The organism is Pseudomonas sp. 2848 (assembly GCF_003253945.1).
In the GTDB taxonomy this organism is placed as follows: Bacteria; Pseudomonadota; Gammaproteobacteria; order Pseudomonadales; family Pseudomonadaceae; genus Aquipseudomonas.
This window is the reverse complement of the sequence record NZ_QKZD01000003.1, coordinates 276,161-290,116: the sequence shown is the minus strand read 5'-3', so window position 1 is coordinate 290,116 and position 13,956 is coordinate 276,161. Positions and strand designations below refer to the sequence as shown.

Annotated in this window: 15 protein-coding genes; 4 read left to right on the top strand and 11 right to left on the bottom strand. The window is 66.1% G+C overall.

Annotation, left to right across the window (positions count from 1 at the left end):
- Positions 1–45 precede the first annotated feature (45 nt).
- Genes DFS21_RS08475 through DFS21_RS08465 form a run of 3 tightly spaced genes read right to left on the bottom strand, consistent with a single transcriptional unit; the run spans position 46 to position 1,402 of the window.
- Positions 46–240 (bottom strand): DUF1289 domain-containing protein, encoded by a 195-nt coding sequence (locus DFS21_RS08475; protein ID WP_102682911.1) that lies wholly within the window; start codon positions 238–240, stop codon positions 46–48.
- Positions 233–757 (bottom strand): gamma carbonic anhydrase family protein, encoded by a 525-nt coding sequence (locus DFS21_RS08470; RefSeq protein WP_102682912.1) that lies wholly within the window; start codon positions 755–757, stop codon positions 233–235. The genes DFS21_RS08475 and DFS21_RS08470 overlap by 8 nt, the downstream gene beginning before the upstream one ends.
- A 45-nt stretch (positions 758–802) precedes the next feature.
- On the bottom strand, positions 803–1,402 hold the full coding sequence (locus DFS21_RS08465; protein ID WP_046854363.1) for a CoA pyrophosphatase: 600 nt from the start codon (positions 1,400–1,402) through the stop codon (positions 803–805).
- Positions 1,403–1,539: 137 nt separating this feature from the next.
- Here DFS21_RS08465 and DFS21_RS08460 point away from each other — a divergent pair, with 137 nt between their 5' ends.
- The 4 genes from DFS21_RS08460 to DFS21_RS08445 all read left to right on the top strand — a co-directional run bounded on the left by DFS21_RS08460 (position 1,540) and on the right by DFS21_RS08445 (position 8,703).
- Positions 1,540–2,094: an NUDIX hydrolase gene (locus DFS21_RS08460; protein WP_102682914.1), complete on the top strand. Its 555-nt coding sequence runs from the start codon at positions 1,540–1,542 to the stop codon at positions 2,092–2,094.
- Positions 2,095–2,114: 20 nt separating this feature from the next.
- Entirely contained in the window at positions 2,115–2,678 is a 564-nt protein-coding gene (locus DFS21_RS08455; RefSeq protein WP_102682915.1) for a murein L,D-transpeptidase family protein, read from the top strand.
- 222 nt (positions 2,679–2,900) lie between these two features.
- Entirely contained in the window at positions 2,901–6,896 is a 3,996-nt protein-coding gene (locus DFS21_RS08450) for a hemagglutinin repeat-containing protein (RefSeq protein ID WP_111532135.1), read from the top strand.
- Positions 6,897–7,083: 187 nt separating this feature from the next.
- A complete protein-coding gene (locus tag DFS21_RS08445) occupies positions 7,084–8,703 on the top strand; it encodes a ShlB/FhaC/HecB family hemolysin secretion/activation protein (RefSeq protein ID WP_111532134.1) in 1,620 nt (539 codons plus the stop codon).
- Between the two features lie 12 nt (positions 8,704–8,715).
- On the opposite strand, the gene DFS21_RS08440 is transcribed toward DFS21_RS08445, so the two are convergent.
- The 8 genes from DFS21_RS08440 to gspF form a co-directional block, all read right to left on the bottom strand.
- On the bottom strand, positions 8,716–9,375 hold the full coding sequence (locus tag DFS21_RS08440) for a general secretion pathway protein GspN (protein WP_111532133.1): 660 nt from the start codon (positions 9,373–9,375) through the stop codon (positions 8,716–8,718).
- Positions 9,372–9,758, bottom strand: a complete 387-nt coding sequence (gene gspM / locus DFS21_RS08435) for a type II secretion system protein GspM (protein WP_102682919.1) — start codon at positions 9,756–9,758, stop codon at positions 9,372–9,374. Before gspM ends, DFS21_RS08440 begins: the two co-directional genes overlap by 4 nt.
- Positions 9,755–10,816 (bottom strand): GspL/Epsl periplasmic domain-containing protein, encoded by a 1,062-nt coding sequence (locus tag DFS21_RS08430; RefSeq protein WP_111532132.1) that lies wholly within the window; start codon positions 10,814–10,816, stop codon positions 9,755–9,757. The genes gspM and DFS21_RS08430 overlap by 4 nt, the downstream gene beginning before the upstream one ends.
- Positions 10,813–11,403: a prepilin-type N-terminal cleavage/methylation domain-containing protein gene (locus DFS21_RS08425; RefSeq protein ID WP_111532131.1), complete on the bottom strand. Its 591-nt coding sequence runs from the start codon at positions 11,401–11,403 to the stop codon at positions 10,813–10,815. The genes DFS21_RS08430 and DFS21_RS08425 overlap by 4 nt, the downstream gene beginning before the upstream one ends.
- Entirely contained in the window at positions 11,400–11,768 is a 369-nt protein-coding gene (locus DFS21_RS08420; protein ID WP_102682922.1) for a type II secretion system protein, read from the bottom strand. Before DFS21_RS08420 ends, DFS21_RS08425 begins: the two co-directional genes overlap by 4 nt.
- Complete coding sequence (gene gspH / locus DFS21_RS08415; protein ID WP_250888469.1) at positions 11,765–12,199, bottom strand: type II secretion system minor pseudopilin GspH; 435 nt, start codon at positions 12,197–12,199, stop codon at positions 11,765–11,767. Before gspH ends, DFS21_RS08420 begins: the two co-directional genes overlap by 4 nt.
- A 109-nt stretch (positions 12,200–12,308) precedes the next feature.
- Positions 12,309–12,743 carry a type II secretion system major pseudopilin GspG gene (gene gspG / locus DFS21_RS08410; RefSeq protein ID WP_111532129.1) on the bottom strand — a complete coding sequence of 145 codons (435 nt, stop codon included), beginning with the start codon at positions 12,741–12,743 and terminating at the stop codon, positions 12,309–12,311.
- 14 nt (positions 12,744–12,757) lie between these two features.
- Positions 12,758–13,954 (bottom strand): type II secretion system inner membrane protein GspF, encoded by a 1,197-nt coding sequence (gene gspF / locus DFS21_RS08405; protein ID WP_110699797.1) that lies wholly within the window; start codon positions 13,952–13,954, stop codon positions 12,758–12,760.
- Positions 13,955–13,956: the final 2 nt, after the last annotated feature.

Genomic DNA, 13,956 nt, shown 5'->3' with positions numbered 1-13,956 from the left:
CCCCCTTCGCCGGGCAAGCCCGCTCCCACGGCTGTTCGACAGGTGCTACAGACCGATGATCAACCCGGCCGCCAGCGCCCGCTCATGGCAGCGCTGCAACACCACGCGCCGCTCGGCATTGTCCATGCGCCCCCAACGAGTGATCTCGCTCACCGTACGCTGGCACCCGGTGCAGATATCCTGCTCGTCCAGCGCGCAGACATTGACACAGGGCGAGGCCACGGGCCGCTCGTCACTCATCGTCGCTCACCAGGTCACGGGCATAGCGCTGGGCATTGTGCACATAATGGGCGGCGCTGGCCTCGAGCATGCGTTTCTGCTGCTCGGTCAACTCGCGCACCACCTTGCCCGGCGACCCCATCACCAGCGAGCCGTCGGGAATCTCCTTGCCCTCGGGGATCAGGGCGTTGGCGCCGATGATGCAGTGCTTGCCGATACGCGCCCCGTTGAGGATCACCGCATTGATGCCGACCAGGCTGTAGTCGCCGACCGAGCAGCCATGCAACATGGCGTTGTGGCCGATAGTCACGCCGCGACCGAGGGTCAGCGGCGAGCCCATGTCGGTGTGCATCACCGTGCCGTCCTGGACGTTGCTGTCCTCGCCGATGTCGATCAACTCGTTGTCGCCGCGCAGCACCGCGCCGAACCACACGCTGGCCCGGGCCTGCAGGCGCACCTTGCCGATCAGCGTGGCAGTGGGCGCGGCCCAGCTTTCGGGATGGGCTTCGACGCGCAGGTCGCCCAGGCGGTATTTCATGTGTCGCTCCTCACGGTTGAACGCCAGTGGCGGGGTGTGCCCCGCTCAGTTCTCGATGAAACGCTCGGGGGGCTGGTGCAGGCTGATGCCAGCGTCGAACAGCAGGTTGACCAGTTCGACGATCATGATCGCCGAGAGCCCCCAGATCTTGTAGTCGCCGTAGCGGTAGCTGGGCACATACCAGCTGCGGCCCTGGTAGTCGATGCGGTGGGTGTGCTCGCGGGGGTCCTGGCGGAAAAACGCCAGCGGCACACTGAACACGGCGGCGATTTCCGCGTCGTTGGCGCGGTACTCGACATAGTCCGGGATCAAACCGACGAACGGCGTCACCTTCAGGCCATGCAGCGAGATCAGCGGGCTGAGCGGGCCGATGACCTCGACCAGCCCGGGCGGCAGGCCGATTTCCTCCTCGGCTTCGCGCAGGGCCGTGAACACCAGGTCTGGGTCCTCAGGGTCGCGCCGCCCGCCCGGGAAGGCGACTTCACCGCCGTGGGTGGACAGGCCCTTGGCGCGCAGGGTCAGCACCAGCTCCGGCTCCTCGCTGCGGGTAATGGGCAGCAACACCGCCGCTTCGGGGAAACGGCGGTCCGTCTCCGGTGATGCGGGGGTATGGTTGCTCATTCGGCGAAGAAGCTCGTCCAGCATTACGCACTCTCGTGTCCAAGGCCTGCCCTGCATGATGCACCAAAGCCGCGAGGCACCCAAGCCCCGCCCGCAGGCCGCTTGCGATAAGCGGGCCGGGCGCGCCAAGATAGCCCGACCCCACTGGAATGAATGAAAGCATGAAATTCTGCAGCGCGTGCGGCCAACCGGTCACCCAGCGGATCCCCGAAGGCGACAGCCGCCTGCGGTATGTCTGCGATCATTGCCAGACGATCCACTACCAGAACCCCAATATCGTCGCAGGGGTCTTGCCTACCTGGGGCTCCCAGGTACTGCTGTGCCGCCGGGCGATAGAACCGCGCCGAGGGTTCTGGACGCTGCCCGCCGGCTTCATGGAAAACGGCGAAACCCTCGATGCCGCCGCGCGTCGCGAAACGGTCGAGGAAGCGTGCGCGCGGGTCGGCGAAACCTGCCTGTACCAGTTGTTCGACCTGCCGCACATCAACCAGGTGCACGTGTTTTTCCGCGCCGAACTGGCCGACCTGGACTTTGCAGTGGGCATCGAGAGCCTTGAAGTACGCTTGTTCGAAGAGCACGAGATCCCCTGGCGCGAGCTGGCTTTCCGCACCGTCACACGCACACTAGAATGCTATTATCGCGACCGCGTCAGGCAGCACTATCCGATTGGCCATGAATACCTGCCGCCGATGAACGTCACGTCGTCCACCACCTAAGTTTTCAGGGATACGGTTTCATGCGCTGGCTGCTTGCCCTCTTCTGCCTCAGTGTCGCCTCGGTGTCGCAAGCCGCCTTCACCGAGACTATCATCCGCAAGACGCCGTCGGCCGCGCCGTCGCCGGTCCAACCCGCCACCACTGGCACCCAGCAAGAGCGGCTGATCGACAAGGTGCTGGTGATCAAGTCCGAGCGCCGCCTGCAACTGATCAGCCGTGGCGAGCCGCTCAAGACCTACCGCATCTCCCTGGGCAAGCAACCCAAGGGGGCCAAGGCCCGCGAAGGCGACAAGAAAACCCCGGAAGGCCTGTACTGGCTCGACTGGCGCAAGGTCAGCGACCGCTACAACCTGGCCATGCACATCTCCTACCCGAATATCACCGATGCCGCCAAGGCGCGCAGCGAAGGTGTTGCCGCTGGCAGCATGATCATGATCCACGGCACGCCGATCAACGAGGAGTACCCCGAGTGGTATTTCCATACCCTCGACTGGACCGAGGGCTGCATCGCCATGCGCAATGACGACATGCGCGAAGTATGGAGCATGGTCAAGGACGGCACGCTGATCGAAATCCGCCCCTGAGCGCTCACCGGTGGCACCAAAGGCCTGTCCTGCTCACGCGTGACAGGCCTTTCTTTTTTAGTGCACGCCCCCTTTCGCCACACCACCGCTCACTTTTCCTACAGTTAGAATCGCCTCATTCCCCGCACAATAGTGGCGTTGAGCCACATAAATGCCATCACTGACATTCTTAGAATTCCCGCAGCTGATTTCACGATTTCGTACATCACTTGCGAGGTTTTCATGCAAAATCCTGTCTCCAAGACCAGACCCGACCCCCTGCGCTGGGCTGTCTTCCTTGCCCTGCTGGGCAGCACCCAGGTTCAGGCGCAAGGCGCCCTGACACCGACACCGGGCCCTGGCGGCACCCCGATCATCGACAACAGCCATGGCGTACCGGTCATCGACATCGTCGCGCCTAACACTAGCGGCCTGTCGCACAACCAGTTCCTCGACTACAACGTCGGCAAGCCCGGCTTGGTGCTGAACAATGCACTGCAAGCCGGGCAGTCGCAGTTGGCCGGCCAGTTGGGCGCCAACTCGCAATTCCAGGGCCACGCCGCCTCGACCATCCTCAACGAGGTGGTCGGCCAGAACGCCTCGCGGATCGAAGGGGCTCAGGAGATCTTCGGCCAGAAAGCCGATTACCTGCTCGCCAACCCCAACGGCATCACACTCAATGGCGGCAGCTTCATCAATACCACCCGCGCCGGCTTCCTGGTCGGCAGGGCGGACGTTCACGACGGGCAGATCAGACACCTCGACAGCCGTGACGCCAGCGGCACGCTGAATGTGCTGGGCCGCGGCCTGAGCAATGCCGCAGGCGCCCTGGACCTCATCGCGCCGCGTATCGACACCACTGGGCACCTGTTCGCCAAAGGGCAGCTGAACATGACCATCGGCCACAACCTTGTCGACGCCCGCAGTCGCGAGGTGCTCGAACAGCTCCCCGCCGCCACCGCCATCGATGCCAACCTGCTTGGCGCCATGCAGGCCGGACGCATCCGCATCGTCAGCACCGCCGAAGGCGCCGGCGTGCAGGTCGGCGACAAGGAACTGCGCGCGGATCGCGACTTGATCATCCACTCCGCAGGCAACCTTCAGGTGCAGGGCAGTGACAAGCGCCAGGCGAGTCTCGTCAGCCATACTGGCAAGCTGGACCTCAACGCCGCCGGCGACCTGCGACTTACCCACGCTCATGGCAAGGCGAGGCAGATCGAGGTCCGCGCAGGGAACAAGCTGACCCTCGATACCGCCACCCGCGAAAAGGTGACGGACGACCCTGTCAACTGGTCGAAGCAATGGCTGTTCATCCCCACCGAAAGCCACAACGGCAAGACCACGCAAACCAGCCGCCAGCAACTGGGCAGCAGCCTCGTGGCCGAGGACAGCGTGACGTTGCAAGCGGGCAGCGACCTGCACCTGACCGCTGCGCACTTGCAGGCGGACAACGGCCTGAAACTGCGCAGCGATGGCAATATGACGATCGACGGTGGCGTGGACACCCTCGATATCGCCGAGCAGTCCACCCACAAGCGCTACCTGAACCGCACCGACATCGACAGCCAGTCACACAGCCAGCAGCTCAAGGCCAGCACCCTCAAGGGCGGTACCCTCGTCGCCAGCGCCGAGGGCGACATGCAGATCTCCGGCGCCCACCTCGAGGCGCGCAAGCAGGTCAAACTCGACGCCAAGGGCGATCTGCGGATCGAAAGCGCCGTGGAAAACGATCATGCCCAGCGCACCACAGGCAAGCGTGAACTCGTGGCCAGCGCCGGCAAGAACGCCCCTGACTCGGAGCAGTACACGGCCAAGATCGGCTACGAAAAACTTCACAGCGACGAGCAGACCACCGCGACACGCCAGATCGCCAGCAGCATCAGCGCGGATTCCGTCTCGCTGCACAGTGATCGTAAACTGACGCTCAGTGCTTCGAACGTGCAGGCAAGGAAAGACCTCATGCTGACCGCCAGCGAAGTCGAACTGGCGGCAGCCTACGACACCCAGGCCAGGCATACCCTCGATACCCGTACAGGTGCCGCGCTGAGCGTCACCGGCGGCACCGACCGCGTAGGCCTTGGCATCGACGGCTATCATGGCCCGGCCGCCGTGCTCGAACGCGAAACCACGACTCGACGAAGCCATCTGTCAGCAAGCGGCGATCTGCACATCGACACCGCGCAACTCACCACCACCGCTGCTCAGCTGAATGCGGGACGCACCTTGAAAGTGGACGCCGAGCGCATCGACAACCGTGCGGCAGCCGACACCAAGGTCCGGGAAACCACACTCACTAACTGGGACGGCGGCCTGAGCGTAGGCATCGACTATAAGTACCTCAGCGATCGCGTCAAGCAGCTGTTCACTGGCAAGCAAGCCGAAGACAAAGCGTCCTCACCGAACGCTGGCGCCGAACTATCGCTCCAACACACGTCACGCCTGCACAAGGACACCGACAGCACCGCGCAGGTCACGGCCTTCGATGGCGGCGACATCATCGTTCGGGCCGATCAGCTCAAGGATGAAGGGAGCGCCTACAATGCCGGGGCTGGGCGCTTGCACATCGAGGCTGGAGAACACCAGCTGCTGGCCGCCCGGGATCAGAGCAGCAGCGAAATACGCGACACCACCGGTGGCGGCAGCCTGCGTGTAAGCACCGTCACAGGAACGGATGTCAACGCAAGACTTGAAGGTCATGGCAACACGCTGAACCAGCTAAAGCAGGCAACCACAGCTCGAGTCGGCAGTTTGCAGGGCAGCCAGGGGGTCCAGGTAGAACTCGAACGTAGTGGTCACTATGAGGGTGTCCGCTTCGAGGGCGGCAACGGCGCGGTCAGCCTGCGCAGTGGCGGCGACCTGACACTCGCAGCAGCCCATGATCACAACACTGAACACACCACCACGCTGGACGCCGGATTGGCGGTCAAGGCCGGCACCGGCCTGCTCGGCCCCAACGGCGGCCTGGACGGTAATCTCAAGCGCCACAGCCTGGATACGCAGCACAGCCAGGCACGGGTCGCACAAATCGATGGCAAAGGTGCCGTGGAACTGACCAGTGGCGGTGATATGCGCCTTGAAGGCACGCGCATCGGCAGCCGTGCGGGCACCGGCGACATTACCCTGCACAGCGAAGGCCGGCTGAGCGTGACAGCCGCCAGCGATACCCGCCAGAGCCTGGGCAAGACCTGGGGCGGCAAGCTGAATGTCGACGGCAGCACTACCGGTGGTGGCTTGGGTGGCAAAGGCACCTTCGGCTGGGTCAATGAGCAGGCCAGCACAGCCATTGGCGCGCAGTTCGACAGCAAGGGCTTGGTGCAGATTACCAGCTTCGCCCATGACGATACCGCGCTGCAGGTACAGGGGCTGCAAGCCAACGCCAAACGGATAGCACTGGACGCCCGCAATGGTGGCCTGCTGGTCGAGGCAGCCAGCAACACCGAGCGCCACGACAACCTCGACGTTACCATTGGTGGCGGCCTGAAGGTCGATGCCATGGACATTGGGGGCATCAACGCCCAGGTCAAGGTCGGTCTGGATAAACGCGACAACACCACCTGGCATGACAGCAAGCTGCGCGCCGGCCTGATCGACTTGCGCAGCCAGGGCGATACCCGCATCGAAGGCGCACAGCTTGAGGCGCAGGCAATCGAAGGCAAGATCGACGGCAACCTGCGGGTGGCCAGCCGTCAGGACCAGGTCGACAGCGTAAAGCTAGAGGTCGACGCCAGTCTCGCCCAGAAGCAAGCGGCAGCATCCGAGACTGAAACCCCGGCCTCGCTGGCGAGCGTTTTCGAGGGCGGCAACATCACGGAAATCGCCGGGGCGCTGTGGAACAAAGTCACCGCGAAATTTACCCCGTCGGTCAAGATGGACTACGCCAAGCGCAACAACGACACCGTCAGCCAGCAGACGCTCCTGTCCGGCACGCAAGGCATCGATCTGCAGGTAGCTGGCGACACCCGCCTGGTCGGCGCCACGCTGCAGGCGGCCGATGGCCAGGTCGAACTCGGTGGCGGCGCGGTCTCCCGCGACAACCTGAGCGGTCGGGACTACGCCAAGGATGTGAAGGTCAACGTCGATTTGTCCACGACTGGCCTTGCCAGTACCGCCTATTCGTACCTCTCGAACCTGTTCACCGGCAGCACCGACAAGGCTGACGACCACAAGGCATACAGCAACACCGGTCACGACCGCACTACGGAGTATGTCTCGCAGATAAAGGAGAGCCGCCAGCGCTGACGCTTGCCAGGCAGCGGCCTGTGGGTCGCTGCGCCTCCCACACGGATTCTGCGGGAGCGGGCATACCCGTTCCCACAGGGGCATCGGACCGAACCCCATGAACGCACCGATCTTTTCCTCCCATACTTTCCGCCCATCAAGCGCAGGCATACGCCACATCGCCACTGTCCTGCTGGCTTGCCTCATCATGACGCTATCGGCCAACGCCATCGCCACGGTCGACCCGGCCAGCCAGCAGTTGCGGGATCAGCAACAAGCCGTGCGGCAACTGGAGCAGCAGCAGCGGCTCGAACGCTGGCAGCGCAGGCAACCCGCCAACTCCACTGAAGACAGCGGTACTGCAATGCTCGACCCCGACCAGCACTGCTGGGCGATCAGCGGGGTACGCCTGGCCGGCAACCGCATGCTCGATACCCGGCAACTGCAGCCGATCGTGCGTGCGCTGTCGTCCACTTGCATGGGGGTCGCCGAAATTGACCAGCTACTCAAACAACTGACCCGGCACTACGTGCAAGCCGGATATCCCACCAGCCGCCCCTATGTGGCCCGCGCCCCTGAGCACGGCGCCCCGCTGGACATCGTCATCGTCGAAGGCTTCATCGAATCGATCGAACTGGCTGGCGCCGACCTGCCCCTGTCGCTGCAAGGCGCATTTCCGGGCATGCTCGGCCTTCCCCTGCACCTGCCGGATCTCGAGCAAGGCCTGGACCAACTCAACCGGCTGCGTGCCTATGACCTGCAAATGGCCTTGCTGCCGGGCGAGATGCAAGGCGGCACCCGCGTCGTGCTCGAACCCCGGCGCGTCGCTTCACGCGCCCACCTGGACGCCCTGCTCGACAACCGCGGCGGGGAACTGACCGGCCGCCACCGCCTCAACCTGGGGCTTGGCCTGGACAGCCCGCTGGGCCTGAACGACGACCTGCGCCTTTCGCTGAGTTCGGTGGTGTTCGACGCGTCTGGCCAAAGCGAAGGCGTCAGCCTGTACTACAGCATTCCCCATGGCCGCTGGACCTTCACCCTGAATGCCAGCCAGATGCGCTACCGAGCGCCGATCCCAAACACCCGCTACGCCAGCAGTGGCCGCAGCGAGTTCTACGGCGTCGGCGCCGAGCGCGTGCTGTGGCGCAACCAGCAAGGCATGCTCAGCGCCAGCGCCCGGCTGGACCGCAAGCAATTGCTCAACCGCTTCGGCCCCGCCGTACTGGCGCTGCAGAGCCCGACCCTGGCCACCCTCGAAGCTGGCCTGAACCTGCTGTGGCTCGAAGGTGGACTGTGGAACGCTTACCTGGGCGTAAGCCAAGGGGCACGCTGGTTCGGCGCCGACCGACCGTTCGCCCACAAGCAGGCGCCACGTCCGGACTTCACCAAGTACCGCGCCAACCTGCTGCACCTGCGCCAGGGCCAAGCTCAATGGCCCTGGCGCTGGCAAAGCGAACTGGCCCTGCAATACAGCGCCCATGTGCTGCCCGCCGTCGAGCAACTGCAATTGAGCGATCACTCGGCCGTGCGCGGATTCCGCAAGCACAATGTCGCGGGCGCCAGCGCCGGGGCATGGCGCAACACCTTCAGCCAGCCGCTACCCCTGCCGGTGCAGGTACGCCCGTCCTTCGGCGTGGACCTGGGCTGGGCCCGCTATGCGCGCACCAGCCCGTCGCAGCGCCTGGTCGGTGCCTCGGCAGGGGTCGAACTGAACCTGCCGCACAGCACGGTGCGCCTGGACTACCAACGCGCACTGCACGCCAGCGATCGCCCGCGCAAATCACTGGAGCAAGGCTTCTGGGTCGCGCAATGGTCCCTCGCCCTCTGACCGGCATGTGGGCTACCACCTGAGCCGGCGCTGCCCGACCGTGTCCTCGGGCCCCAGCCATTGCACGCCGCGCAGCACGGGCGTCAAACCGGCATCGGCCTGCAACACGAAATCGACCTGCGCTTGCCGGGCCGCCAGGTCGGCCTCCAGGTTCATCTGGTGCTGGCCCTGGCGAACCAGGCCTGCGCTCAACCGCCAGCCCTGACGGCAGTCCATCGCCAGCGAGCCCTGTCCCAGCGCCAGCGACCAGGGCGTGTTCAAAGCCAGGTCGGCCACGGTGATGCTGCCTGCGGCCGCCCGGCAACCCTGCCCCGAACCTTGCAGCTTGATACTGCCCTGCCATTGCCCGGTCAGGCGATAGTCGCCGCCGACGCTTGGCTGTGAGCCCAGTGCCTGGAGGTCGGCCTGCCAACGCCACGGCCAACCGCTCAGGCGGCCTTGCCAGCCCTGCCCCTGGAAGCCCAGGCGCACCTGCAGGTCGCGCTGCCATGGACGCCATGTCCATTGCACGGGCCCCACCGGTCCCAGCCGGGCAAACTGCCCTTGCCACAGGCTGCCGTCCACCCCCTCCGCCGGTAACCCGAACCCCGCCACCAACCAACGCGCCGGCAGTTCGGCCATCAGGGTCAGGCAGAACACCAGGCCCAGCCAAAGGTACGCCAGCCGCCTCATGGTCGAAGCCGCACAGTGAAACGCAGCCCCTCGGTATCTCGCTCCAGCCCCCATTGCAACGGCTGCGCGCCGTCATCGCGCAGGGTCTGCAACCAGCCCTGCAGGGTTTGCGCATCGACTACCTTGCCGCGCAACAGCCAGCCCTCGTCCTCGGACTGCACCTCGGCCAATTCGATATGCCGGGCCTGGGCCGATTGGTGCAGCGCTTCAAGGGTCAGCGCAGGCTGGCGTGGCTGTGCCGCCAGCGATTCGGCCAATGCCTGCCATTGCCGCTGTTCCTGCCAGAAGGCCACGCCCTCGCGCAGCGCCAGCAACCCCAGCAACAGCGCGACGACGGCCCAGGCCAGCGATAGCCGATGCTGTCGCACCCATTCACGGCTCATGCGGCGCTCCCCAGGTCGAACACCACGCGGCGCGCTTCGTCTTCCACCTTGACCTGCACGCCGGCCGCCGTGGCCATCTCCTGCCAAGGTGCCACTGCACCCTCTCCGAACAGCTCAAGGTACCAACGCTGACCATCAAAGCGCACCACCCGCAGGTGCCAGCCGGGATGATCGTTCAACCACCCATGGACCTGCGCCTGCAACGCCTCGAGCTGGCGCAGACGCACCTGGCTTTCACGCGCCTCCTTTTGCAGATGCGCCAACACCCGCGCAGCCTGGCGAGGCGTCGGCTGGACGCCGGTAACGGCCTGCACCTGGGCGCGATAGAGCTGGGCCTGGCGCCATTGTTGCGCGCTCCACAGCCCGCCCCACGCCAACGTCAACGCCAGGCAGGCAAGTGCCAGGCGCGCCTGCCCCTTTGCCAGGCGCAGAACTTGGCGTGGCCGGCGGGCCTCGAACAAGCCGGGCAAGCCATCGAGCGGGGCCAGCACATCGGGCCAGTCGCCTTCCAGGCATGTGATCTCAGCGGGCAGCCAGGCAGGCGCAGGTGTCACGCCGAGCCTCAGGGGCCAGGCCAACCAGTGCGCGTGGCCCTTGTACAGGCTCATCGCGCCCCGTCGCCAATGCCAAGCCGCTTCCGGCGCGCAATCGGGCAGAAGCTGGAACTCAGCCCAGCAACGTTCCACGGCCAAGCCCCAGGCGGCGCACTGCCCACGCCACTCGCTCAACCTGTCCCGCGCCACCACCAGCAGGCGCAACTGCCCTGCGTGGCGCCCGATACAGGCACACAGCACGTCATCGTCGCCTTGCAGCAAGCGGTCCTCGAGCAGCAAAGGCCATTCCTCGCGTTTCAGCCCAGGCGGAGCGGGCAGCAAGAAATGACTGCAATGTTCACCAGGAACGATCAGGGCAACCCGCGCACCGAGCCCGGTCGGGGGCTCGCCCCGGCCTTGGCGCAACGGGCGGCCTTGGGTGACCAGCAGCCACTCCCAGACATCGCCGGGGCGCAGCAGCAACCAGGGTTGTGCCGGCGCCCGCCGGCGCCATTCAAGCTTCATGCGCGCCCCCAGGGCAAAACGAAGGTACAGGTATAAGGTGCTCCATCACGCACTAGCTCCACGCGCACGCCCCTACCGGGGTGCGCCGGTTGATCGGAAGGCCAGGCCAGCCAACGGCCGGCCTGGTGGTAGAGAACATTCATCGCGCTGACCCGCTCCAGCCGTTCGCGTAGCACCCAAGCCGGGGCCGCGGCGGCGTACAGGTCGGCCGAGGTTTCCAGCAGCAGCCGTTGTTCACGCGGCTCGAAGCGCAGGCGCTGGCGCTGCAGGCGCGATCCCCCTTCGGCCTGCGGCCAGGCGGCGGCGGCCACCCACAGCAGTTGCTGACGGTCGGGCTGCCAGTCGAGCCAGCGCGCCGCCAACGGCAAACGCTGCTCGTACAGGCGGCGCAGCACCGGGCTGTCGAAACGCCGCTCCAGGGCCAGGCAAAAATCCAATACGCCGGTTTCGCTCACCTGTTCATCGAGCCGCTCGCGCACCTTCAGCCAGCCGTTGACCAGCGCCGACAGCATCACCCCGAGCAAGGCCGTGAGGGCCAGAGCCACCAGCAGTTCGATCAGGGTCATGCCCGCCTGGCACCGTTTCATGGCCGCTCCAGGAACACAGTGAACTGCCCCAGCGGCAGGCGCTGGTCACGATCGGCATGCAACAGCAGTTCGCCACGGCGCAGGTCGCGCACACCGGTGCGGCGCAGTTGCAACTGCCAATGACAGGCCTGCCCGCCCTCCACCAGCACACCGTTGTCCTGGTTGGTCACCGGCCAATACTGCTCGACCACGAAGCGTGCCTGCAGCTCACGGGCGCATAGCAGGCCCAGGCGATGCTGCTGCACGGTGTCCTGCACCGCCAGGCGCTGGCGCAGGACCTGGCTGGTGATCACCGCCAGGACGGCGGCGATGCCCAGGGCCACGCTCACCTCCAACAGGGTGAAGCCGCGTTGCCGGCGCTTCATGGCATCGCGCTCACGCGCAATTGCCCGCCGCGGTCCCAGTCCCAGCGCTGACCGCCCTCGGCCCAGCGCCAGCGCACAGTGCCCGGACGTGACCAGCCATCGGGGGTAAACAGCAGCGCTGGCGCCTGGCTGACGGGCCAGTCCGGGCGCAGGCCTTTGGGCCAATCGCCGAGCGCCACGGTTTCCACCTGCCAGTGCTCGCCTTGCCGACGGACGAACTCGGGGCGTTGACCGTTCCAGCGCAGCCCGCGCAACTGCCCAGCATGGCGCGCCAGGTCGGCCTGGGCCACGGTGGCGGCGGCCAGGCGATCGAGCGCCTGGTCGATGCTGCTTCTGCCGCTGTCGAGCCAGGCAACGGCCAGGCTGGTCATCAAGGCGGCGATGGCCAGCACCACCAGCAGTTCGAGCAGGCTGAAACCGCGCTGTTGGATCGGGACAGCGTGGGAGCGGGCTTGCCCCGCGATGGCGGTGGCGTGGCCAACATTGCCATCGCGGGGCAAGCCCGCTCCCACGCAGTTGCGCTCCCCTCGACCCATCACCTCAAAGCGCCCAGTTGCCCAGGTCGGCATCCAGCCCTTCGCCGCCCGGCACGCCATCGGCCCCCAACGAATACACATCGACCCGACCATGCTCGCCGGGCGTGCGGTACTGGTATGGGGTACCCCACGGGTCTTCCGGCAGGCGGCGGATATAACCGTCACTGCGCCAGCTGCGCGGCAGCGGTTCCTGGGTCGGCTTCTTCGCCAGCGCCGCCAGGCCCTGTTCGTTGCTGGGAAAGCGCAGGTTATCGAGGCGATACATGTCCAGCGCCTGTTCCAGGGTCGCGAGGTCGGCCATGACTTTCTGCTTCATGGCCTTGTCCTGGTTGCCCAGCACGCTGGGCGCGACCACGGCGATCAGCAGGCCGATGATGAAGATCACCACCATGATTTCCATCAGCGTGAAGCCCCGCTGGCGGTTACGTCGTTGCGGCATCGAAGTTCTCCTTGTCACAGTTGCAATCCCTGGTTGAGCTGCATGATCGGCAGCAGCACCGCCAGCACGATGAACAGCACCACGGCGCCCATCACCAGGATCATCAGCGGTTCGAACAGCGCCATGGCAGTGTCCACCTGGCGGGCGAAGCCGCGCTCCTGGTCGTCGGCCACCCGTTCGAGCATGTCGGCCAGGGTGCCGCTGGCCTCGCCGCTGCCGACCATGTTCACCAGCAGCGGCGGAAACTCCCCGGCGTTGTCCAGCGCCCGGTGCAGGCTGGTGCCGCCCTGCACCTGCTGGCGTACCTGCTCCATGGCTGCGCGGATGCGCCGGTTGCCGACTGTCTCGGTGGCCACCTGCAGGGCTTCGAGCAGGGCCACGCCGCTGCCGCAGAGGATCGCCAGGCTGCGTGCCAGGCGCGCGCTCTCCAGCACTTGCAGCAGCACACCCATACGCGGCAGGCGCAGCAGCAGGTCGTCGCGGCGCAGGCACCAGTGCGGCTTGCGCAGCAGCCAGCCGCCCAACAGCGCGGCCAGGATCGCCAGTGCCAGCAGATAGGGGCCGGCCTGCACCAGCCCCTGGCTCAAGCCGATCAGTAGCGACGTGATGAACGGCAGGCTCTGCCCGGAGTGGGCGAACTGCTCGGTGAGCTTGGGCACCACGAAGGTCATCAGGCCGACCACCACGGCCAGCGACACGCCCATCAGCACCGCCGGGTAGATCAGCGCGGTGCGCGCCTTGTGGCGCTGGCGCTGCACTTGTTCGAGGTGGTCGGCCAGACGGCTCAGCACCTGGCCAAGGCGTCCGGAGCGCTCGCCGGCCTCGACCAGCGCGCAATACAAACCGGTGAACGGCGCGCCCTGTCGCGCCAGGCTACGCGCCAGCCCCAGGCCCTCGGCGAGGGAGCCGCGCAAGGCCACCAGCACCGCGTGCAAGGCCGGCTGGCGTAGTTGCCGCTCCAGTGTGGCAAGGGCATCGACCAGGGGGATGCCAGCGCCAACCAAGGTCGCCAATTGGCGGGTCAGCTCGCACAGTTGGCCACGGGTCAGGCGCTGACGACGTGGCTGGTGGCTGTCGTGGCGTTGCAAGTGCCGGGTGAACAGCCCCTGCTCGCGCAGCAATTGCCGCGCATGGCGCTCGCTGTCGGCCTGCACGCTGGCCTTGTGCGCCTTGCCGGCAAGATCCACGGCCTGGTAGCGATAGGTCGGCATGG